The following is a 21598-nucleotide window of genomic DNA, read 5'->3' on the forward strand; positions in this document are numbered from 1 at the left end:
TCGCAGGCAGCGCCTGTTCCTGTGCTCAAAATGGTCTATTTCGATGATTTTGCCCCCTACTCCTGGCGGGACGAGCAGGGCAAGATGCGGGGCATCATGGTGGATGTGATGGACAGGGTCGCCAGCGAACTGGATATCAAGGTGAGCCACGAGGGGTATCCCTGGCTACGGGCCCAGAAGCGGGTGCGTTCCGGCCAGGCCGACGGTTTTGTCACTGTGCCGACCCTGGATCGACGGGGTTATACCCGGATAGTCGAAGAGCCGATCGCCTTCTCTGCACTGACGGTGTTCACCGAGGCAGGACACCCGGGGATGGTGCAGATCCAGCAGGCAAAATCCCTGGCCGATCTCAAAGGGTTTACCATTCTCGACTATATCGGCAATGGCTGGGGCAAGGAGAATCTGGTGGGATTCAAGGTCCATCTGACCATGAATGTGGATAACGTCTTCAAGATGCTCTCGGCCGGTCGGGGCGATCTGATGTTCACCGACTCCATAGTGGCCAACTTCAAGCTCAGCCAGCTGGGGCTGACCGGGCAGATAGTCGAGGTGCCGCTCCAGCTGGGATTGACCCCGCTGACCCTCTGCATCGCCAACACGTCTCCTTTCCACCGCCGGGCCGCCGAGTTCTCCCGCGTCCTGGTCATGCTGCGCCAGAGTGGCCAGCTGGCCCTCATCGAAGCCCGCTATCGATAAGGCATCATAACGGGGAAATACCCCGCCGAGTCATTGTTTCTCTTCATGTTCTCTGGGTCCTGGCGTTAAAACGGCTGGCTTTGGCCGCCCGTTTTGACGCCAAGGGGCAACCCGGTACCGTCCAGCAAGAGAGCCCCGGATGCTTGCTGGTACTGCACGTGGGAGAGAGGGGCTTGCCGCTCCCTAGGTGTTTGCTGGCGCGCCAGCGTCTCGGCAAGCCAGTGGGCATCGAGGGCAATGGCATTGCGATCGTCGACCACTTGGTTGAGGTGCTGGGCCCCGAGGCAGCCGTAGCGCGCGGGATCTGTCTGGGTAAAGAGCCCGAGGCAGGGCACACCGCTGGCGGCAGCCAGATGAAGGGGGCCAGTGTCGCAGCTGACAAAGAGGGTGAGGCCGCCGGTGAAGCGGGTCAGTTCGCTTAAGGTGTGAAGGGATACCTGCATGTCGCCAAGGGGGGACAAAGGGGAGGCAGGATCCGTGAGCTGGATCAGCAGGGCATCCGGGCTGTGGCGGCGCAGATCCCCGAGCAGTCGCTGCCATTGTGGAAGGGAGAGCCCCTTGCCCTTGCGTGCGCCGGTGAAAAAGCCGATGAGGGGGCGGCCGGAATGAGCCTGTGCCAGCGCGGTCAGGTGGGGGCAGGCGGCATGTAGCTGGCTACCCAGTTCAATCTGATCGGCCTGGCTGGCGTGCATGCCCAGCAGCTGCAGCGGTTGGTGAGCGTAGTGGCAGTGAGTGTCGGGTGCGATCAACCGGTCAAACAACGCATCGCCTCTGGCATCGTCAAAACCCACCTTCTCGCTGGCCCGTACCCAGGCGGCGATCAGGTGATCCGTGCTGGAGGCAAAAGGCACATAGACACTGTCATAATGTTGGCGACGCAGATGCCACAACCGGGGCAGTGCCGGGATAAGGTGCTTGCCCTGCAACCTGACCTGATGGATGCGCTGCAACTGCTTGTCGCCAAGAAAGGGAAGCAGTTGTCCACCGCTGCACACCAGTTCTATCTCGGCAAAAGGATGGGCGCGGCGTACCTGTTGCAAAAACGGCAGCAGGAACAGATTGTTGCCGATCCGGTTGGTGCTGCGGATGATGAGGATCCGTTGGGGTGGCTGGTTTGAGGCCGGCAGCTTGCCTCGTCTGGCAAGCCAGGCGAGGAGGGATCGCTCAAGCCCGGCCGTCCAGCAACGGCGCTGACCGTCGAAACGACGCAGGGCATCTCTGAGGGTGCTCATACAGGGTGGCTCCGTTCATGACAATGGCTGCAAGGTGACAGGGGATCCTTAAGCCAGTGTTAAGAGAGGAGGAAAAGAGGAAGAAAAAGGGCGGTATCTCGCGAGCCAAAGAGACGTTAATCTGACGCAATAAAAAGAGCAGCCTGGGCTGCTCCTGCTTTCTGGCGTTGGAAAGGCCTGCCGCCTGCATGGTTCACGGCAGGGGTCTTGATGGCTCAGCGAGAGTAGACGGTTTCCCCCTTGAAGACAGTCAGCTCGACCTCGGTCTCGGCTATCTTGGCCGGTGTTCCGGCCTCGACCAGGGCGAACAGATCCCTGTCCAGCACGATGAAATCGGCGGACTTGCCTGTCTCGATGGATCCTGTGACGGCTTGCTGGCGTACTGCCTTGGCCCCATTGATGGTATAGGCCGCCAGTATTTCGGCGAGGGAGGTGCGCTGATGGGGGCGGTAATCCTCGCCATCGCCCGCCGCTTTGGCGATCCCTGCTGCCATGTTGACGAAGGGGCGGGGGTCCCGGCTATCCACAGGTGCATCGCTGCCTGCCACCAGGATGGCGCCCGCCTTGCGAGCATTCTCGACCGGATAGAGCGCATCGTGCAGGTAGCCGAGGGGGTCATACAGTGCCTCGCTCAAGGATTGTCCTGCTCTGGTCGGCTGGATGAAGGGGGTGACCAGCATGTCATAGGCTATCTGGGGCGTGGTCCAGGCGTAGGTGAAGGTGAGATACAGCCCCAGCTCCCCCAGCCTTTTCTGATCGTCAGGGTGGACAACCTGCAGATGGGCCAGGGTATGGGGGATCCCCTTGTCACCATTGCTGGTACGGGCGGCCTGCAAGGCATCCAGTCCGACCCGGGTGCTGCGATCGCCGATGCTGTGCATATGAATGCTGAAACCCGCGTTATCGAGTGCGGTGACATAGTCCTTGAGGTCGGCATCCCGGTAATTGACGATGCCGTTGCTGCCAGCATCCTCGCTGTTGGCGGTGATGGTCACCTGCTCGGTGGCAAGATCCATGGTCAGATGGGGGTGCTGGTAGTTTTCCAGCATGCCTGCATTGGGCAGAAAGGGCGGTGTGGTGAAGGGATCTCCTTCCAGCACGCCATCGAGGAAGACCTTCACGGCATCGGCCTTGATCAGCGGATTGTCGGCAAAGGCGCTCCTGACCTGGCTGGCCTTGGCGAGGTGGCCGGCGATATCCAGCTTGCCGCTGTAGTCATCCTGGTGAAAACAGGTGGCGGCAGTGACGCGCATGTGCAGCAATCCACGTTTCTGCATGTTGAGCAGGCGCTGGCGGATGAAATCGGTGGCGCAGGCATCCTGGATCCCGGTTATGCCACGGGAAGCCATCAAGGAAGAGACCGCAGGCAATATCTTGTCATACTCTGCTGCCGCCTGTTCATCGCTGGCGTTGAGCACTGTGGTTTCCGGCACCGGAATGGCGCTGCGAGCCCCCTCCCTGATCACGCCACTGGTCAGGTCAACGTAGGGCTGAAAATGTGCAAACACGCCCCCCGGTGCCAGGGTCACATCGTTGAAACCCACTGTATTGCCATCCTGATCCTGCGCATTGGCCAGCGCTTGCGAGTTGTAGGCACTGGCATGACCATCGACCCCAAAGAGCACCACCGGATTGTCTGGCGCCGCGACATCCAGCGCGGCCAGCAGGGTGGCATGGGTCGCCGTCGGCGTATTGCCGTCGTAGGGGGACCACTGATTGACCACCAGCCAGCTTCCCTTGCCCGGGGCATAACGGGGCAGACATGTTTTTATCTTGTCCGCCAGCTGATCCAGCGTGACGCTCTGGCCATCGAGATCGCACATGTCCAGTGCCACTGTGCCGAGCAGATGGATATGGTTGTCGTGCAGACCGGGCAATACCATCCGGCCTTTCAGATCCACCGACTGACTGCCGACCGTCTGATAGGCCTTGGCCCCTTGCAGTGTGCCCACATAGAGAAACTTGCCATCGGCAACCACCATGGCCTCGGTGACCCTGCGTTGCCCATCCTGAGTGTGGATCTTGCCGTTGAGATAGAGGGTTCGTTGCGCTGTTGGCTCCGTGCTCTCCTGGTTGCAGCCGGTCAGCAGTCCGGCCATCAGCAGCAGCGCCGCGCTCAGTGTAAAACCTTGTTGCTTGCCATCCATATGCGATTGCTCTCCCTGGTTAGAATGCAGTTTTTACTGCAAATATGAGCACCTCTGTTTATTGCAGCTTCCGGGATAAATGCCAGCAATTACTGAAAATATTCTTTTTGACTTATATTTTCCTTGTTTCATCATGCAGTTATAAAATCATGCTTGGTGACCAAGGTGAGGGAGTACCCATGTCAGAACCGCTATTGCCCACCGATCTCTGTATGCGGCGCCAGCCCAGACAGCAGCGCAGTCAGGAGACGGTGACCCGGATAGAGCAGGCCACTCTGGCGCTGTTGCAGGAGCAGGGATTTCTGGCAATCAATACCAACGCCATAGCGGCGCGAGCCGGGGTAGGGATCAAGTCGCTCTATCATCTCTTTCCCAACAAGGAGGCCATCATCTGCCGGTTGGCCATGGACTGGCTGGCGGCCGTATGCGCGGCGCAGGAAGTGATCCGCCAGGAGGCCAGCAGCTGGCCACAAACCTTGCAACTGCTGGATCAGGCGCTGGATGAGCTGGATACCCGCTTCGTCGGCTATGGCGCCTTGTGGCAAGCGATGGACCTGGTACCGGCACTGCATGAGCTGGAGCGTGAGCATGAACGAGGTCAGGTGGCATTCTGGTCCGAGCGGCTGAGCCATTTCGGTTGCCGTTGGCCCGAGCCCGAATTGACCGCTCTGGTGCGATACCTCTACCTGACGGCAGATGTGGTGAAGCAGTGTGCCAAGGAGCAGGGAAGAGAGGGGCCGCAGATGTGGCTATTGCATCGCCAGTGGCTGGAACAGCTGGTGGCGACGGCCATTGCCGAGCCAGACCCCGCCAGGGTGTGGCAGGCCATGCCGGGTTTGATGGTCAAGGCTGCTGACTGATAGTGGCTAAATGCAAAGAGGGAGTGACCATGCACTCCCTCTTTTGTGTGTCTGGCCGACGGTCGTGACGGACGCAGGGTTACCCGTAGCGGGCCAGGGTCAGCCCCTCGTCGCTGATGGCCGTCGAGCTGCCGCTGATCAGATCGCTCAGCAGCTGACCCGAGCCGGCTGCCATGGTCCAGCCCAGGGTGCCGTGGCCTGTATTGAGCCAGAGTCCGGGCACCGGGCTTGGCCCCACCAGGGGAGTGCCGTCCGGTGTCATGGGTCGCAGTCCTGTCCAGAACTCGGCGCGGCTGATATCGCCCCCTTCTGGGAAAAGATCCCCCACCACCATGGCCAGGGTGTCATAACGCTTGGGATTGAGTGCCAGATTGAAGCCCGACAGCTCCGCCATGCCACCGACCCGGATCCGCTCGTTAAAGCGGGTGATGGCCACCTTGTAGGTTTCATCCAGCACTGTACTGCGGGGCGCCGCATCGGCATCTGTCATGGGCAGGGTCAGGGAGTAACCTTTGACCGGATAGACGGGCAGATCGATCCCAAGCGGACGAAGGAAGCCGGTAGCATAGCTGCCCAGCGCGCAGACGATGGCATCGGCCTTGAAACGCTGCTCACCGGCCCGCACCGCCACGGCGCGCCCCAAAGAGAGCTCAATCTCGTCGATGGCGCAGTTGAAGACAAATTCCACCCCGAGCTTTTGCGCCTCGGCGGCCAGTGCCTTGGTGAAGCGGAAGCAGTCGCCGGTTTCATCTCCCGGCAGGCGCAGGCCGCCCACTATCTTGCCACGTACCCGTGCCAATGCCGGTTCAACCCCTTCACAACCACTGGCATCCAGTGACTGATAGGGGACGCCATACTCTTCCAGCACCTCGATATCCCGTTTGCTGGCATCGAGCTGGGCCTGGCTTCGAAACAGCTGCAAGGTGCCGAGCTGGCGTCCTTCGTAGTCCAGTGCCAACTCGTCCCGCAGCGTCTTCATGCAGTCGCGGCTGTATTCGGCAAGGCGTACCATGCGTCCCTTGTTGGTGGCATAGGCTGCCGGGGTGCAGTTGGCGAACATCTTCAGCATCCAGCGCAGCTGGAAAGGATCCGAGGTCGGGCGCACCGTGAAAGGCGCATGTTTTTGCAGCAGCCATTTGGCGGCCTTGAGGGGAATGCCGGGCGCCGCCCAGGGTGCCGCATAGCCGGGGGAGATCTGGCCGGCGTTGGCATGGCTGGTCTCCAGCGCCACCCCATCCCGTCGCTCCAGCAGGGTCACCTTGTGGCCCGCTTTGGCCAGATACCAGGCGCTGGTCACACCGACCACGCCACCACCGAGTACCACTATGTCCATCTTGTCTCTCCTTGACTGGGGCCATCACCATAATCAGCCGCCACAGGATATTCAACTGGTATAGATATAATCGGAATATACATCTGGTTACAATTATTTAACTGGTTTTCAATGTCGGAATTGGCTGGTTTGATGGCATTAACTGTGGCATCAAAGCTGTTCGATATGGATCAGATGATGGGCCGCGGTTGTCAGGGTGGCCTGCTGCTGCACTTCCGTTTGACCATCCCAGTTGGCATAAGGGAGAGCGAGGCGAGGATTGTTGCCAAGCTTGTCCCGATTGCGCCATAAAAAGTGCCAGTAGAGGCTATTGAACGGGCAACTGGTGTCACCGCTGCGGGCCTTGACGTCATAGTGACACCCTTTGCAGTAGTGACCCATCCGATCCAGATAAGCGCCGCTGCTGGCGTAGGGCTTGCTGCCCATCAGGCCGCCATCGGCAAACTGGCTCATGCCTCGGGTGTTGGGCAGTTCCACCCACTCGATGGCATCCACGTAGATCCCCAAATACCACTCATCGACCTCGTCCGGATTGATCCCCGCCAGCAGGGCAAAGTTGCCTGTCACCATGAGCCGCTGGATATGATGGGCGTAGCCGTGTTCCAGAGATTGCCGGATAGCGTGCCCCATGCAGGCCATGCGGGTTGCTCCGCTCCAGAAGTAGGCGGGCAGTGGCCGGCTGGCTGCCAGAAAATTGGTGTCGCCAAGCTCGGGCATCCGCTCCCAGTAGAGGGCGCGGACAAACTCGCGCCAGCCGAGGATCTGGCGGATAAACCCTTCGACCTGTGCCAGCGTGATGGTGCCCTGATTGGCCTGCCAGTGGGTTTCGGCTGCACGGATCACCTCGAGGGGGTGGAGCATCTTGCTGTTCAGGGAGAACGACAAGCGGCTGTGAAACAGGCTCCAGCCCCGCTCGCTCAGGGCATCCTGATAGCGGCCAAAGTAGGGCAGGCAGTGGGTCAGAAAGTGATCGAGCAGTTCCCGGCTCTGGCGTCGGGTGATGGGCCAGGGGAGGGCGCCGGCATCGGCCGAGCCCAATGTGTTCACCCCGTGATGCAACAGCATTGCATCGATATCCTGCACATCGTTGGCAAACAAGAGCGGGGCCGGGATGGGCTGGCGCTCGGGCAGTTTGGCCCGGTTTTCGCTGTCAAAGTTCCAGCGCCCGCCAAGGGGCTTGCCCCCTTCATCGAGCAACACACCATATTGCTTGCGCAGAGCGCGGTAGAAAAACTCCATCCGGCTGTGGGGATAGCGCTGCCAGCCATCCCTCGGTGTGAGGAAATGTTCGCTGTCGACCTGATGGGCAGGCATGGCGAGCCCCGCGGCCCACTGTTCAAGCTGCGTGGCCAGCCGCCACTCATCCGGGCTCTGCCAGGCAAAGCGGCTGGCCTGGTGGTGGATAATCTGGGCATCGAGCAGGGCCGGCAGGTTCGGCCAGTGCCTGGTTTCATCCAGGGTGAGATAGCAGACTCTGTGACCCGCCTTGGTGAGGGCCGCGGCGAAGGCGCGCATGGCGGCGAAAAAGGCCAGCACCTTCTGACGATGGTGGTGGCAGTAGTCGGTCTCCTGGCGCAGCTCCGCCAGCAGATAGCAGACGTCGGGATCCGGGGTACGAAACCAGCTGTGACTGGCGTTGAGTTGATCGCCGAGGATTAAACGCAGTTCCATCAGGTTCTGGCTCCTTTCTGGTGGCGACAGCGCTCGCTGCAATAGCGAACCTCCTGCCAGTTGCGGGCCCACTTGCGTCGCCAGGCGAAAGGCCGCAGGCAGACGGGGCATATTTTCTCGGGCAGATGGGGTTTGCGATGCATGATGGCTTCCGGGCCTTGGGTAATGACTGATATGGGTTGCGCGTAGGGAGCTTAACGAACAAGGAGGGTGGGCGGATCATCTACAACCCTGGCTTGCCGCACGCATGCGTACTTTGTGAGCAGGCGCACAGCGTGTCAGCATACCCGTTGTCTGCGGGTTAACCAGCCGTTAACGTGGCGAGGCTGCCAGTTGGCAGCACTGCTTGGCAATCAAGATGGTTTGCCACCGACACAGTTTGCAACCAATACGGAGGGGAGTGATGCCTGTCATGACAGCTAGGCCCCGGGCAGCTTGCCTGCTCGCCCACTGGTATACCCGAGATCCCATTCTCACCTTCGATTTTCCTCACCGCTGACACCCTGCCGTGCCTGGCGCGAGCCCAGCTCGCCTCTGACAACCTCTTGAACTTCAATGTGTCTGCAACACTGGCCTCGCGCCGGTGAGGAGTCTTATATGCGTCGTATACCCGAACCCTTTCGTATCAAGATGGTCGAGCCCATCAAACAGACCACTGGCGCCGAGCGCCGCGCCGCCCTTGAGGCCGCAGGCTGGAATCCCTTCCTGCTGCTGGCCGAAGATGTCTATATCGATCTGCTGACCGACAGCGGCACGGGCGCCATGTCCGATCGCCAGTGGGCCGGCATCATGATGGGGGATGAAGCCTATGCGGGCAGCCGCAACTTCGTCGAGCTGGAGCGTACCGTGCGCGAGTTGTTTGGCTACCAGCATGTGATGCCCACCCACCAGGGGCGAGGGGCCGAGCAGATCCTCTTTCCCGAGCTGGTCAAGCGTTGCAAGGGCAAGGCGCCGGTCTTCATCTCCAACTACCACTTCGACACCACCAAGGCCCATGTAGAGTTGGCGGGCGCGCGGGCCATCAACCTGCTCACACCGAAGGCCCTCGACACCACGGCCCCTTATGCCTGGAAGGGGGATTTCGATCTCGGTCGCCTGACCGACACCATAGAGACGCTGGGGGCCGACAATGTGGCCGCTGTCATCATCACTGTCACCTGCAACAGTGCTGGCGGTCAGCCGGTCTCCATGGGCAATATGCAGGCTGTTTCCGAGCTTGCACGTCGTCACCATATTCCTGTGGTGATCGATGCCGCCCGCTTTGCCGAAAACGCCTGGTTTATCAAGGAGCGCGACCCGGATTACGCCAAGAGCAGCATCAAGGAGATAGTGCGCCAGATGTTTGACCTGGGGGACATGTTCACCATGTCGGCCAAAAAGGACGGGCTGGTCAATATCGGCGGTCTTTGCTGCTTCAAGGAGGATCTCGACCTGTTCCGCTCGGTGCAAGTGCGCTGCGTGGCGATGGAGGGGTTCGTTACCTACGGTGGTCTTGCCGGCCGTGACATGGCGGCGCTGGCCATCGGCCTGCGGGAAGGGATGGACGAGGAGTATCTGACCTATCGCATCGGTCAGGTGGCTTATCTCGGCGAGCGGCTGGCCGAGGCGGGCATCCCAATCCAGACGCCAACCGGCGGTCATGCGGTCTTTGTGGATGCCAAGAAGCTGCTGCCCCATATACCGGGGGAGCAGTTCCCGGCCCATGCCCTGGCCTGCGCCCTCTATTTGGAGGGGGGTGTGCGCGGGGTGGAGATAGGCTCACTGCTGCTGGGGCGCGATCCGGCCACCGGCAAGCAGGAGGCGGCGGACTTCGAGCTATTGCGTCTCACCATTCCGCGCCGGGTCTATACCCGGGATCACATGGACTATGTGGCTGATTGCCTAATTGCGGTCAAGACGAGGGCCAGCGAGATCCGCGGTCTCACCTTCGACTATGAACCGCCGCTGCTGCGCCACTTCACAGCCCGGCTCAAGCCGGTCTAAACAGGGCCGGTTTCTTGACCGGCACCATTGGCCACGCAACAGCAAAGCCCCCGCACCAGTGGTGCGGGGGCTTTTTACATTTTGGGATGGACGCGGATTACTGGCTGCTGAACAACTTGGTCTGGGGGCTGGATTGAGCCGTCAGGCTGGTGCGACCCGAGCTCTCCAGCCAGGACTTGATACGCTTGGCATCCGCCACCCTGGCATTGGGGGTATCGGCATTGAGCAGCACCAGGATCACCGGTTCGCGGTTGATCTGGGTTGCCATCACCAGACAGCGACCCGCCTCGCGGATGTAGCCCGTCTTGGAGAGGGTGACCAGCCAGCTGCCTTCGCGCACCAGTCGGTTGGAGTTGAGATAGTGCAGCTGGCGCTTGCCATTGCGTACCATGCGCTGCTCTGTGGCGGAGTATTGCCGGATCAGCGGGTAGGCCGAAGCGGCCGCCACCAGCTTGGCCAGATCATGGGCGCTGGAGACATTGCGCGGATTGAGGCCAGTGCTGTCTGCAAACTGGGTGCTCCACATGCCAAGCATGCTGGCCTTGGCATTCATCGCTTCGATAAAGGCGCGTTGCCCCCCCGGGTAGTGTCTTGCTAGGGCCGAGGCGGCGCGATTTTCCGACGACATCAAGGCAATATGCAGCATGTCGGCGCGGCTGAGGCGTGAACCTACCGCCAACCGTGAACCCGTGCCCTTGAGGCGATCCACGTCGGCCATGGTAACGGTGAGCGTCTCGGAGAGACGCTGATTGGCATCGAGCACTACCAGCGCCGTCATCAATTTGGTGATGGAGGCAATCGGCATCACACGGTTGGCGTTGCGCTCGGAGAGTACCTCGCCGGTGCGCGGGTTGGCGACCACGAAGGAGGCCGAACTCAGGGCCAGATCGCTGCGTTGTTCGAGAAAGCGATTGGGGGAGGGAGATGCTGCTGAAAACGGGTTGGCCTGGACGCTCTCCATGCTGACGGGAATGAGGAAGGCACCGAGCAACAGGGTAAGAAAAGGGCGAATAATCATGATTTGACGCTTCCGTACGACTGACAGGGGTATTTGGCTAGTTATATGACGGTAATTGACGCTTCACAACGTTTAACGGCCCGATATTTCATTTTTATGGGGCCTTGTGCCTTGATATACCCACGTTCGGGGCTATATGGCGACCAGTTCCATGAAGTATCGAGCCATGTATGGGTCTGATGGTCGTCAGAACCCGCTGTCATTGTGACGTGCTATGGTGGCGCACTATATGCCTGTTATGGCCATTCGTTACCACTTTTTTGTGCCCTGGAGGAGGCTGTCGCTCTCGACAGCCTGTTTATCACCCTGGCGCCGGGTAAAACGGTACCAGAGGGCAACCCTGAACAGACAGGGCGCCCCTTCGGAGAGGGGCGGCATCTTATCGTCGAAGTTGTATGATGGCGCAGACGAGAAGAGCCCCCTCTGCGGTTACGAAGGGATAGTCATTTGCATCAGTGCCGAGGGGCTGTTTTCGACAAAATAGTGCCAGATGTGGTCATAGAGCGCCTTCTGCCCGGGAAAGCTCACCAGCGCCTTGGCTTCGGTGAGCGAACACCAGCGATATTCGGTGTGCTCGTCGTTGAGGGTGACCGCTTGATTGGGTGGGCAATAGACCACAAAGACCGGCACCACCATCACGGTATTCGAGGCCGATTCGTAAAACTGCTCAAGGTATTCGCCGCTGTATAGCGCTGTGACGGCGATGCCTGTCTCTTCACCCATCTCGCGAATAATGGTCTGCCAGCCGGTTTCACCCGCCTCCACCGTGCCCGCCACATGGCACCAGAAGCCGCCCTTGACCCGCTTCATCAGCAGTATTTTGGTTTGGCCATCGATTTCCGATAACGCCACACCGGAGACGGCGTGACAGCGAATGGGGATCATGGGGAAGGCTCCTGCGGTGGAATAAAGGGGCTCGTATTGTTTGTCCTGGATTGGCGTGATGGCAAGTCATTTCCTGTTGATATTGGCCTGGGCAACAGGGTGAAGGATGGATCCTCCAACCCGTCAGCCTCCCATCATTTTTGCCGTCTGGATCGCCTCAATCAGCGCTGCACGGTTGATACGAGGGCGCTCGCTATCCAGCAGTTGTTGCCACAGGGCGATGGCCTGGCGGTAGCGGCCGTGCAGGAAGTGATCGGAGGCGAGCAGCATCAGGGCGCTCACTTCCCCTTTATCCTGCTTGAGGGCGCTATCGAGCAAGTGGCGCGCCTCTGGGGTGATCTGCTGGCCTGCCTGGTAGTAGCGCACAGTCGCCTGGGCGGCCAGGGTGGCGGCACTGGCGCCCCCTTCAAGCAGGGCGAGGCGCTGATAGGCGAGCCAGGCGTTCTCGTATTCATCCCGATAGAGATAGAGCTGCCCCAGCGCTGCCCAACTGTCGAGGTCTTGCGGATTGCGCTGCAGGGTTTGATGCAGATCCCCCAGCTCCTTGTCCTGCAGATCCCGCGGACTCAGCCTCGCCAGCGGATCGGGGCGTGACTGATAAGCCTGCCATGCCTGATAGCGGCCGCTGCCGGCATAAAAGGTGGCGAGCCCGCCGACCATCACGATTCCGAGCAGCAGAAGGACGCCCTTGTGCTGCGTGTGGCTGCCGCAGTTGCCAGATCGATGGGTCAGCCGCTCGCGCAGGGCCAGCTCCGCCGCCGGCGTGGCATTGTCAAGGTTGGCTGCGGTCAGCTCCTGATAGAGGGGATGTTCTGGGGGGAGACAGGTCTGCTCCCTGAGCATGATCAGGCGATTCAACTCACTGCGCGGGTCGGCGGTTTGCCTGCTGGCAGAGCCGTTGAGCGGGACGGCCTGATCCCCTTTGGCTTTCAGACGGCGTCCCAGTGTGGTCAGTGCCAGTCCCAGCAGGAGGAGGGGACCAGCCCAGAGCAGCAGGGTGCTGGCCTTGAAGGGGGGATCGTAGCGCACGAAGTCGCCAAATCGGCTGGTCATGCGGGCGATCACCTGCTCGTCGCTCTGCCCCTCGTCCACCCAGTGGTAGACCTCGAGCCGCAGATCCCGGGCGATGGGGGAGTTGGACTCCACCAGGTTCTGGTTCTGGCATTGGGGGCAGCGCAGGGCGCGTGCGAGATCCTGGGCGCGGCTCTGTCGCTCCGGGTGCTGGAACTGATAGGTATCGACCCCGCTGGCCAGGGCGCCCACGCTCATACCGAGTACAAGCAGCAGGGTGCAGAGGATGACAGGGGTCTTCATGGTTTGCCCTCCTGCCGGGTGGTCGTTGAGGATGTCAGGGTCGTGGCGCGGGCGGCCTTGAGCTTTGGCACAAACTGGCGCTGCCAGATATCGGCAGTCAGCTCGCCCGTGTGGCGGGTGAGCAGGGTGCCGTCGGCGGCAAACAGATAAGTCTCCGGCGTGCCGTAGACGCCGAGCTCCAGCGCCAGCTTGCCGTCCGAGTCCGCCAGCACGGCGCGATAGGGGTTGCCTGCCTCCTCAAGCCAGGCACGTGCCGCTTCGCCCTTGTCTCTGTAGTTGAGGCCGTAGAGGGGCACTGTCTTGGCCAGCTCGGCGAGCAGCGGGTGCTCGGCGCGGCAGTTGGGGCACCAGCTAGCCCAGACGTTGAGCACAAAGGGCTCACCCTTGAGTTGATCGGTGTGGACAAGCCCCCCATCCAGCAGGTTTTCGCTCTGCCACTGGGGCAGGGTACGCCCCAGGGTCGCCTCGTCCTGGCGGTAGGGATTGTTGGCAAGCCCCAGCCAAAGCAGGGTGCCGAGGCCCAGGGTCAGCAGCAAGGGGATAAAAAGGCGCAGGCGCGGGCTCATGGTGCCTCCTGTTCGCGCAGGGGCTGCGGGATCTTGGCTGGACGGGATGCCAGCAACGGCTTGCGCCCCAGCAAACGCAGGGCACCTCCCGCCATCATCAGCATGCCCCCCAGCCAGATCCAGCGCACCAGTGGCTTGTAGTGAAGGCGCATGGCGTAGGCGTCCGGCCCCATCTTCTCGCCGAGCACCACGTAGAGATCCCCAAACAGCCCCCACGCGATGCCCGGTTCATTCATGTTCATGGTGCGCACGCTGTAGTGGCGCCGCTCCGGCATCAGCCGCGCCACCTCCTTGGCGCCTTTGTGCACGCTCAGCGTAATGCGCTCGGCAGTGTAGTTGGGGCCGAGGAGGGGCTCGTTCCCCTCATAGCGAAAGGTATAGGCGCCAAGCTGGTAGGGGCTGCCCGCTTTTAATACTGTGCCCCCCTCCTGGCTGTAGTGGCTCACCTGATTGATGCCAAGGGCACATATGGCGACTCCCAGGTGGGCGAGCACACTCCCCAGCCGGTTGGCACTCAGGCCATGGGTCTTGAATGAGAAATTGAGCAGCAGGCTTGCCACCAGCCAGAGACTCAGCACGTTGGCGACAAGGCCAACCCAACTGAGGGCGCCAAGATCGCGATACCCCAGGCTGAGCAGGCCGCCCCCGAGCAGGCCGAGCAGAGGCGGCACTCTCCGCTTGATGGGGGGGCTGGCCGCAAGACATTGCCAGCGCAGGCGCGGGATCTGGGTCATCAGTGCCATCAGCACCAGGGCCAGCGGCACGAAAACAGCGTTGAAATAAGGCGCACCGACCGAGAGCGAGCCCAGGTGCAGGGACTGGAACACCATGGGGTAGAAGGTGCCGAGCAACACGCAGGCGCAGGCCACGCTGAGCAGCAGTATGGCGGCGCCCAAGAGTCCCTCTTTTGACCAGAAGCTGAAGCGGGCGTAGGGGGCGCGGGTATCGGCCCGCAGCGCAAACAGGGTGAGCGCCGTGGTCAATAACAGGCCGAGCAGCAGCAAGAGGGTGAGGCCGCGATTGGGATCCACCGCGAAGGCGTGCACCGAGGTGAGCACGCCGGAGCGCACCACGAAGGTGCCGAGCAGGCTCAGGGCGAAGGTGAAGATGGAGAGCAGCAGCACGCCGTGGCCGTAAGCGCCGCGCTTCTCGCAGACGATAAGGGCATGCAGCAGGGCGGTGCCGAGCAGCCAGGGCAGCAGGGAGGCGTTTTCCACCGGATCCCAGAACCACCAGCCACCCCAGCCGAGCTCGTAATAGGCCCACCAGGAGCCGAGCAGGATACCGGCGGTGAGAAACACCCAGGAGCCCAGTGCCCAGGGGCGGCTCCAGTGGGCCACGGCGCCGTCCAGCCTGCCCGAGTGCAGCGCCGCCATGGCGAAGGCGAAGTTGACTGCAAAGCCCACGTAGCCGAGATAGAGCAGGGGCGGGTGAATGATGAGGCCTATGTCCTGCAACATGGGATTGAGATCGCGTCCCTCCTGGGGCCCAGGGAACTGCCGGTCAAACGGGCTGGAGAAGACAAGGGTATAGAGTCCAAACAGCCCCACTATCAGCCCCATGATGGCGAGCACACGGGCACGGATCAGCGAGTCGACCCGCTGCGAGCAGAGCGCCACCAGGGCGCCCCAGAGCGCCAGCGCAAACACGAAGAAGAGCATGGAGCCTTCATGGCCGCCCCAGACCGCCGCCAGCTTGAAGCCCATGGGCAGGGCGCTGTTGGCGTGCTGGGCCACATAGCTGACGGTAAAATCATCCCGGGCAAAGCAGCTGGCGAGCAGCAGCAGGGCAGCCCCCAGCAGGGCGGCATTGAGCAGTGCCAGCGGCTTGGCACAGCCCAGCAGAGGGGGCGATGCCAGCCTCAGGCCCAGCCAGGGCAGGGTGCCTTGCGCCAGAGAGAGCGCCGTTGCCAGCAACAGTGAGAGATAGCCGAACTCCGCCAGCACACAACCTCCAGTCAATCATTCGTCTATGTTATACCGCAGCGTCTGCACCGTACTGGCGCTGTGGGATAACATCCACATTGCTAGCAACAACTCATCGCAACAAATAAGCGCCAGTAGCCCGAGGGCGGCTGGCGCTTGTCCCCCATTTTTATAACCTGTCCACGATCCGTCGCGAGAGGTTGTCAGCAAGGTAAAGAGCAGCGCAGGAACCGGAGTGTATGTGAATACATGAGGATTCCGAGCAGCACATGAGCCTTGATCACGGCCTCGCAGCAGGAGCGTGAACGGGTTGTTATACGACCGTCATCTGTCCGGCATAAAGCACGAAGTAACGCAGCAGCAGTATGCCCATCAGGGTCAGGCAGCACACCAGCACCAGATGACCGTTGCGCTGGCGTATTTGTGCTGGTAGCAGGGAGAGCAACTGGGGCAGCAGCATGCCGATGCCCACCACACCAAGCCAGAACACCTGGGCCCAGAAGCCGCTGCCGATGGCCGCCCACATGGCCACCTCCTTCTGGCCGCCACCGAAATAGAGACCGGTAAAGAAGCAGACCAGCAGCAGCACCTCCACCACCAGCACGGGTCGCTCGAAGCCGTGCACAAAGCTCACCCCCTGGCTGTGGTGGTTCTCTTTGAACAGGGTGACAGCCAGCAGGATGGTGGAGGCAATGCCTGAACTGATGCCGGAGACCAGAAACAGCACCGGCAGCACAGGGTTGTTGAGCAGCGGATAGGTCTTGAGCGCCGAGAGCAAAAAGCCGGTGTAGGCCCCCAGCAGCACGGCGAGCAGCAACAGCAGTGGCGCCAACAGTGTCTCGAAGCGGGCAAGCCAAGCAATCAGCCCATCCACAAAGGCGAACCTCTCCTTGAGCAGGCGACGGCGCACCGCCTCAATGTCGGCTCTGAACACCACTGCCAGCCAGGCAAACAGCACCGCCATATAGACTTGAAACAGCATGACCCCCATCGACATCACTGAGTCGAACTGGTAGTGGAACATCAGCTTCCAGAAGGTCCAGGGACGGGCTAGGTGGAAGATGAGGATCAAGAGCCCCAATATCACGCTTAGCGGTGCCAGAATGGCGGTCGCCTTGATGATGCCGCTCTCGCTGCCAGCCCCTTTGCGGCGCAACAACACCGAGAGGCTGGTGGCCCCGGCGGAGATGCCGAGCAGAAAGAGGTAGATGGCGATGGGCCAGTCCCAGACAAGGGAAGGAAAATGAAATGCGTCATGCCACATGGTCATTCCCTCCCTGGGTTACTGCCGCTTGCATGGTCATGACGTTATCTCCCCTTTGGGCACACGGTACATCTTGGGCGAGGTGCCGAGCGCCTGCTTGTAGCGATAGGTGGTCTCCTTCACCAGTCGTTTGGCGATGGGGCTATTTGGGTCATCCAGATTGCCGAATACCAGCGCCTTGGTGGGGCAGGACTCTACACACGCCGGCTCCTTGCCCGCCGCCAGATTGGTCTTGCGGCAAAAGTCGCACTTGTCCGCGACCTTGGTCACAGGGTTGATAAAGCGCACCTGATAGGGGCAGGCGGCCAGACAGTACATGCAGCCGACGCACAAGTCCGGGTCCACATCGACGATGCCATCCTCCTTGCGGATATGGGAGGCACCGGTCGGGCAGACATGCACGCAGGGTGCGTTGTCGCAGTGCTGGCAGGACTTGCGAAAGAAGTGGTACTCGGCATCGGGGAATGTGCCTATGGGGCCGGAGCGGATGATCTCGAGCCGCGAGACCCCTTCCGGCACCTGGTTCACCTCCCGGCAGGCATCCATGCAGGCGGTACAGCCGATGCAGGCCGCCTCGTCATGGATCATGCCGTAGCGTACCCCGTCTATGGTCTGGCTGTGGGCTAGGGTGGCTGCCCCGGCGCGGGTGTTGGCACGAACAGTCCCCGTCATCATGATGAGGGCCCCTGCTCCCATGCCCGCCATAAAGTCACGACGAGAGCAGCTCATTGTGCCTCCTTGCTCACGCTCGCCTGCTGAGCGGTTGCCTTGGCCTCATGCTGCTTGCTGTGGCAATCGACGCAGAGCTTGATGCGGGACTTTTCCGGTATGCCCACCATGGGCTCCTTGACCGGGTGCAGCGCATGGCAGCTGGTGCAGGTGAGCCTGGTGGCGTGTACGTCGTGGGCCCAAAGCGCCTCGCGCAATGGCTTGGGTTCGTGGCAGCTCATGCATACCCCGTTCTGCTCGGCGATGGGGTAAGCTTCCTTGCCTTGCGGAGGGTTGAAGCTGTCACTGAAGCGCATCACATCCTTGACCCCTTCCCTGTGCTGGGGGGAGGGCTGGCCGTGGCAGTTGGTGCAGGTGACCGGCGCCAGGTTGTTGGGGTTGGTTGCCTGGCCATGTTTGCCGTGCATGCCGCTTGCCTGCTCTTTGTGGCAGTCGGTGCAGGCCTTGTCGGGGCTGCGTAAAAATTCCACTTCATGCGTCGCGGGCATGGCGGCGGGCGCGCTCGCGGCGTCGCCCGTCTGTCCCTGCAGGCTGGTGAGCAGCATGGCTGCCATCAGCATCAGTCGTAAAAAATCCATTGTTAAATCACCCATAGGAAGCCTCCATCAGCTGCGGGCCCGACTTGGGGCCGGGCCCGCAGTCGCCGTTACTGTGCCAGCCGTCCGGCCGCCTTGGCCTCGGCATCCCAGGCGGGAACTGTGGTCTTGAGGAACTGGGCCTTGTCTGAGTTCATCTGTTTCATGTCCATGCCAAGGGCGGCTTGCGCCTTCTCCTTGGTGGAGATGTCCGGCAGGGCGATCTCGTGGCTTATCCCCTTGGTCGCCAAGAGGCGTGCCAGCTTGGTGCGGGCATCGGCGGCTTTATCCAGAGCTGTACCCAGCATGCGCAGTGCCACTTCCGGGGCGTGCATCTGCACCCCGTGGGAAGCGATGGAGAAGTCCCAGCGCCATTGGGCGTGACGGATGTCTTGCAGTATGTCTTTCATCTGCGCCTCGGTGGCGCCTGCATCCCAGGCCGCCTTGGCCTCGAAGTGGGCGTGCACCAGCTGCTTCTCGACTTTGAGCTTGATCTCGGTCACCGCATCCTTGCGCTGCTGGACTATGCCTTGCAGCATCTCCTTGCTCTGGGTATGGCAGTTGCGGCAGGTCTGCTCGAAGCGATCGAAGGGGTTGCCGACCTTGTGATCCGTGTAGACCTTGCCCTGCTCGTTTTGCACCTTGGGCATGTGGCAGTCGACACAGGCGACATTGTTCTGGCCGTGAATGCCGGCGCGCCAGGTCTCGTATTCAGGGTGCTGTGCCTTGAGCATGGGGGTCTTGGAGAGAGCGTGGGTCCAGTCGGCGAAACCGTTCTCGTCGTAGTACTGCTCCATCTGCTCAACCGTGGTGCCCTTGTCCCAGGGAAATTTCACCGCCTTGGTGGGGCCGCTGAAGTAGTACTCCACGTGGCACTGGCCACACACCTGGGATTGCTGATCGAAACGACCCTGCTCCTTGAACGGCTTGCCGATGGCGGTCATGGCGCGGTCGGCATAGGGACGGGAGAGGTGCAGGGCGGGTTTACCCTCCTTGAACTCTTTCGACGCCGTGTCGTGGCAGTCGGCGCAGCCTATGGTGTTGACTATTTCCGGGCCACCCTTGGCCCACATGCCCTTGAAGTAGCCATCTTCGCCTTTTTCATCGATGACGCGGGCCACATCCGGGCCTTTGCAGCTCCAGCAGGCCATGGGCAGGGGGCCATCCTCGGCGGTCTTGGGAGCGCCGGTGCGCAGGGTTTCCCGTACGTCGGTCAGGGCATAGAAATGGCCGCGGGGCTTGTTGTAATCCTTGGAGAAGGGATAACCCCCCCAGAGCACCACCATCTGCGGATCTTCGGCCAGGGCATCGGTGCGCTCCTTGCTCTCGCTGGTCTCTTTCCAGCTGCTGAACTGGTCGACGTGATCCTTGGCGAACAGCTCGCTGCGTGCCTCTATCTTGCCCTTGGGGGTTGCCTCATCGGCCTGTGCCAAGCCGCTGGCGCCAAAGCAGGTGGTCAGCAGCAGGGCGGTGAGGCCCAGTCTGGTCAGTCTGTTGTGTGAACTCACGATCATCACTCCCGAATCGATCTCATTGCCAAGCCTGACCGTTCCATCCTGGATGTGGGCATCAGCCCCCGCACTAGGCAGGAGCAGGCAGGCCGATTAATTGTTATTAGTGAATAAAACCCATGTAATTATGCGATTGCTCGGGTTGGATATTACCAAATGGGTAAAATGGATGATGATTTATCAGGACTGAGCTTGCGCTAGATCAATTGCCCGGGGGAGCAAGTGCCGGAAATGAGATCCCGGTTAAATAATGAGAAAACTCAACTTATTGACGCGCTTTGCCAGCATGTCGTTGCGCCCTGTTGGCAATGTTGGCTGGTATGCCTGATGTGGCAAGGGTTGGCTTGAAATCGAGCATGTGACTTATCTATTTATGGGTATAGATTCGTCGGTGAATATTTATTCTGTATTTGGGTGGGTTTTGAACCCGGTGAGAGGCACAGGAGAACCAGATTCAATCATCTCGCCTCTGCCTGTCATTCGCGGCAGTTTATTCGCACCGGGACGTTTGATGGACTTGCTGAAATGAAAGAGCCGGCATGGGCCGGCTCGTTGCGTGTCTGTCTGGGTGATCTGTGATCAGACCAGGGCCTGGGCAAGCAGATGGATGGGATGTTCACAGCGGGAAATCGGAGTGCTCATCTCTATATCCACCTGTCACTGTGCTCTCTTATGCCAGCGCTTGGGCAAGCAAGTGGATGGGATGTTCACAGCGAAACTCTGTGCTCATCTCGATCTGCCACTTGCAGGTCTCGCAGTCGGTGATGACCAGATCAGGCTTGAGGCGGTTTATCTGATCAAACAACCCTTCACCTATGGCCTGGCTGGTTTCGTAGTTCTCGGACTTGAAGCCATAGGTGCCGGCGATGCCGCAGCACTGGGACTCCAGTACCGTCACCTTGACCCCGGGAATGGCGCGCAGCAATTCGAGGGTATAGATGACGCCCCCCATCTTCTCCATGTGGCAAGGGGTATGGTAGGCGATGTGCAGATTGAGCGGCTTCATGGCTGGTTTGTTGCCCTTGTAAAACTCGTTCCACAGGAAGCGGGTCACCAGCGAGATGCGATCCCGCACCTTGTGATTGTCCTGCTCCAGCAGGTGAGGATATTCGTCCCGCAGGGTGAAACCACAGGTGGAGGAGGTGGCCAGCAGCGGCATCTCGTTGCCCAGCAGCGTGTTCTCAAGCTGTTTGATGTTGAAGGCCGCCTGCTGCTTGGCCTTGTCCATGAAGCCGTTGGCAATCAGCGGCACGCCGCAGCACTTCTCCCGCTCCAGCAGTTGCACGCCTATGTTCATGGCGTTGAGCACCTGCACCAGCTCCTTGCCGAGCTGCGGGTGGTTGTAGTTGACGTAGCAGCCGTGAAAATAGGCTATCTGGCGCTCATATTGGGCCTGCGTGGCCTTCTGCTTCTTGTACCAGCCGCGGAAGGTGCCCTGGGAATATTTGGGCAGATCGCGGTGGGAGGAGACCCCCAGCGCCTTGTCCAGCACCAGCTTCATGGGCTTGAGGCCGGTGGTGAAGTTGACCACGGGGGCCATCAGGGTGGACATGCTGCCCATCAGGTCGGTGTGGGAGAGCACGAACTCGCGGATCCCGGGTTTGAAGCCGCTGTACTTGTCTTTGGCCTTGGCGATGATGTCGCCGATGCGCACTCCGCTTGGGCAGGCGACTTCACAGCGCTTGCAGTTGGTACAGTATTTGAGGGCGCTGTCGAACAGTTCCGGGCTCTTGATGCGCAGCCGCTCGCCATCCGGGCCCGCCTGTTTGGGGCCAGGGTAGGCGGGGTTGGCCTTGGCCACAGGGCAGTAGGCGGTGCAGACGGTGCATTTGATGCACTGATCGAAAGTTTGGTTGGCGTGATCCAGTAGCATGTCAGTTCTCCTCCCG

The 21598-nt window shown here is 60.9% G+C and carries 18 protein-coding genes; 3 read left to right on the forward strand and 15 right to left on the reverse strand.

Annotation, left to right across the window (positions count from 1 at the left end; genetic code table 11):
• Positions 1-30: 30 nt before the first annotated feature.
• A complete protein-coding gene (locus GWQ27_RS20035; RefSeq protein WP_275908162.1) occupies positions 31-696 on the forward strand; it encodes a transporter substrate-binding domain-containing protein in 666 nt (221 codons plus the stop codon).
• 65 nt (positions 697-761) lie between these two features.
• On the opposite strand, the gene GWQ27_RS20040 is transcribed toward GWQ27_RS20035, so the two are convergent.
• Positions 762-1928 carry a glycosyltransferase family 9 protein gene (locus tag GWQ27_RS20040; protein ID WP_275908163.1) on the reverse strand — a complete coding sequence of 389 codons (1167 nt, stop codon included), beginning with the start codon at positions 1926-1928 and terminating at the stop codon, positions 762-764.
• 215 nt (positions 1929-2143) lie between these two features.
• The gene (locus tag GWQ27_RS20045) at positions 2144-4075 is read right to left on the reverse strand and encodes an amidohydrolase family protein (protein WP_275908164.1); all 1932 of its coding nucleotides are present in this window, start codon (positions 4073-4075) and stop codon (positions 2144-2146) included.
• Positions 4076-4254: 179 nt separating this feature from the next.
• Here GWQ27_RS20045 and GWQ27_RS20050 point away from each other — a divergent pair, with 179 nt between their 5' ends.
• Positions 4255-4935, forward strand: coding sequence for a TetR/AcrR family transcriptional regulator (locus GWQ27_RS20050; RefSeq protein WP_275908165.1), 681 nt, complete (start codon positions 4255-4257; stop codon positions 4933-4935).
• 79 nt (positions 4936-5014) lie between these two features.
• On the opposite strand, the gene GWQ27_RS20055 is transcribed toward GWQ27_RS20050, so the two are convergent.
• The 3 genes from GWQ27_RS20055 to GWQ27_RS20065 all read right to left on the reverse strand — a co-directional run bounded on the left by GWQ27_RS20055 (position 5015) and on the right by GWQ27_RS20065 (position 8082).
• Entirely contained in the window at positions 5015-6268 is a 1254-nt protein-coding gene (locus tag GWQ27_RS20055) for a D-amino acid dehydrogenase (protein WP_042467647.1), read from the reverse strand.
• 150 nt (positions 6269-6418) lie between these two features.
• Entirely contained in the window at positions 6419-7939 is a 1521-nt protein-coding gene (locus GWQ27_RS20060) for a cryptochrome/photolyase family protein (RefSeq protein WP_275908166.1), read from the reverse strand.
• A complete protein-coding gene (locus tag GWQ27_RS20065) occupies positions 7939-8082 on the reverse strand; it encodes a DUF2256 domain-containing protein (protein ID WP_017412211.1) in 144 nt (47 codons plus the stop codon). Before GWQ27_RS20065 ends, GWQ27_RS20060 begins: the two co-directional genes overlap by 1 nt.
• A gap of 454 nt (positions 8083-8536) precedes the next feature.
• On the opposite strand from GWQ27_RS20065, the gene GWQ27_RS20070 reads away from it, so the two are divergent.
• Positions 8537-9922 (forward strand): tryptophanase, encoded by a 1386-nt coding sequence (locus GWQ27_RS20070; RefSeq protein WP_275908167.1) that lies wholly within the window; start codon positions 8537-8539, stop codon positions 9920-9922.
• Positions 9923-10019: 97 nt separating this feature from the next.
• Here the strand turns inward: GWQ27_RS20070 and pbpG are convergent, their stop codons facing one another.
• From pbpG to glpC, 10 genes are all read right to left on the reverse strand, one after another.
• Positions 10020-10940 carry a D-alanyl-D-alanine endopeptidase gene (gene pbpG / locus GWQ27_RS20075; protein WP_059113390.1) on the reverse strand — a complete coding sequence of 307 codons (921 nt, stop codon included), beginning with the start codon at positions 10938-10940 and terminating at the stop codon, positions 10020-10022.
• Positions 10941-11369: 429 nt separating this feature from the next.
• The gene (locus GWQ27_RS20080) at positions 11370-11825 is read right to left on the reverse strand and encodes an NUDIX domain-containing protein (RefSeq protein WP_275908168.1); all 456 of its coding nucleotides are present in this window, start codon (positions 11823-11825) and stop codon (positions 11370-11372) included.
• A gap of 123 nt (positions 11826-11948) precedes the next feature.
• Positions 11949-13139 carry a heme lyase NrfEFG subunit NrfF gene (gene nrfF, locus GWQ27_RS20085; protein ID WP_275908169.1) on the reverse strand — a complete coding sequence of 397 codons (1191 nt, stop codon included), beginning with the start codon at positions 13137-13139 and terminating at the stop codon, positions 11949-11951.
• Positions 13136-13705, reverse strand: coding sequence for a DsbE family thiol:disulfide interchange protein (locus tag GWQ27_RS20090; protein WP_099993504.1), 570 nt, complete (start codon positions 13703-13705; stop codon positions 13136-13138). The genes nrfF and GWQ27_RS20090 overlap by 4 nt, the downstream gene beginning before the upstream one ends.
• Positions 13702-15651 (reverse strand): heme lyase NrfEFG subunit NrfE, encoded by a 1950-nt coding sequence (gene nrfE, locus GWQ27_RS20095; RefSeq protein ID WP_099993502.1) that lies wholly within the window; start codon positions 15649-15651, stop codon positions 13702-13704. Before nrfE ends, GWQ27_RS20090 begins: the two co-directional genes overlap by 4 nt.
• Before the next feature lie 292 nt (positions 15652-15943).
• Positions 15944-16894: a cytochrome c nitrite reductase subunit NrfD gene (gene nrfD, locus GWQ27_RS20100; RefSeq protein ID WP_275908170.1), complete on the reverse strand. Its 951-nt coding sequence runs from the start codon at positions 16892-16894 to the stop codon at positions 15944-15946.
• A gap of 36 nt (positions 16895-16930) precedes the next feature.
• Positions 16931-17623 carry a cytochrome c nitrite reductase Fe-S protein gene (gene nrfC / locus GWQ27_RS20105; protein ID WP_275908171.1) on the reverse strand — a complete coding sequence of 231 codons (693 nt, stop codon included), beginning with the start codon at positions 17621-17623 and terminating at the stop codon, positions 16931-16933.
• On the reverse strand, positions 17620-18216 hold the full coding sequence (nrfB, locus tag GWQ27_RS20110) for a cytochrome c nitrite reductase pentaheme subunit (protein WP_275908172.1): 597 nt from the start codon (positions 18214-18216) through the stop codon (positions 17620-17622). Before nrfB ends, nrfC begins: the two co-directional genes overlap by 4 nt.
• Positions 18217-18269: 53 nt before the next feature.
• Positions 18270-19712, reverse strand: coding sequence for an ammonia-forming nitrite reductase cytochrome c552 subunit (gene nrfA / locus GWQ27_RS20115; protein WP_275908173.1), 1443 nt, complete (start codon positions 19710-19712; stop codon positions 18270-18272).
• 667 nt (positions 19713-20379) lie between these two features.
• Positions 20380-21582 carry an anaerobic glycerol-3-phosphate dehydrogenase subunit GlpC gene (gene glpC, locus GWQ27_RS20120; protein WP_275908174.1) on the reverse strand — a complete coding sequence of 401 codons (1203 nt, stop codon included), beginning with the start codon at positions 21580-21582 and terminating at the stop codon, positions 20380-20382.
• Positions 21583-21598: the final 16 nt, after the last annotated feature.

Origin of the sequence: Aeromonas sp. 5HA1, assembly GCF_029237245.1 — a bacterium.
GTDB classification, from domain to species: domain Bacteria; phylum Pseudomonadota; class Gammaproteobacteria; order Enterobacterales; family Aeromonadaceae; genus Aeromonas; species Aeromonas salmonicida.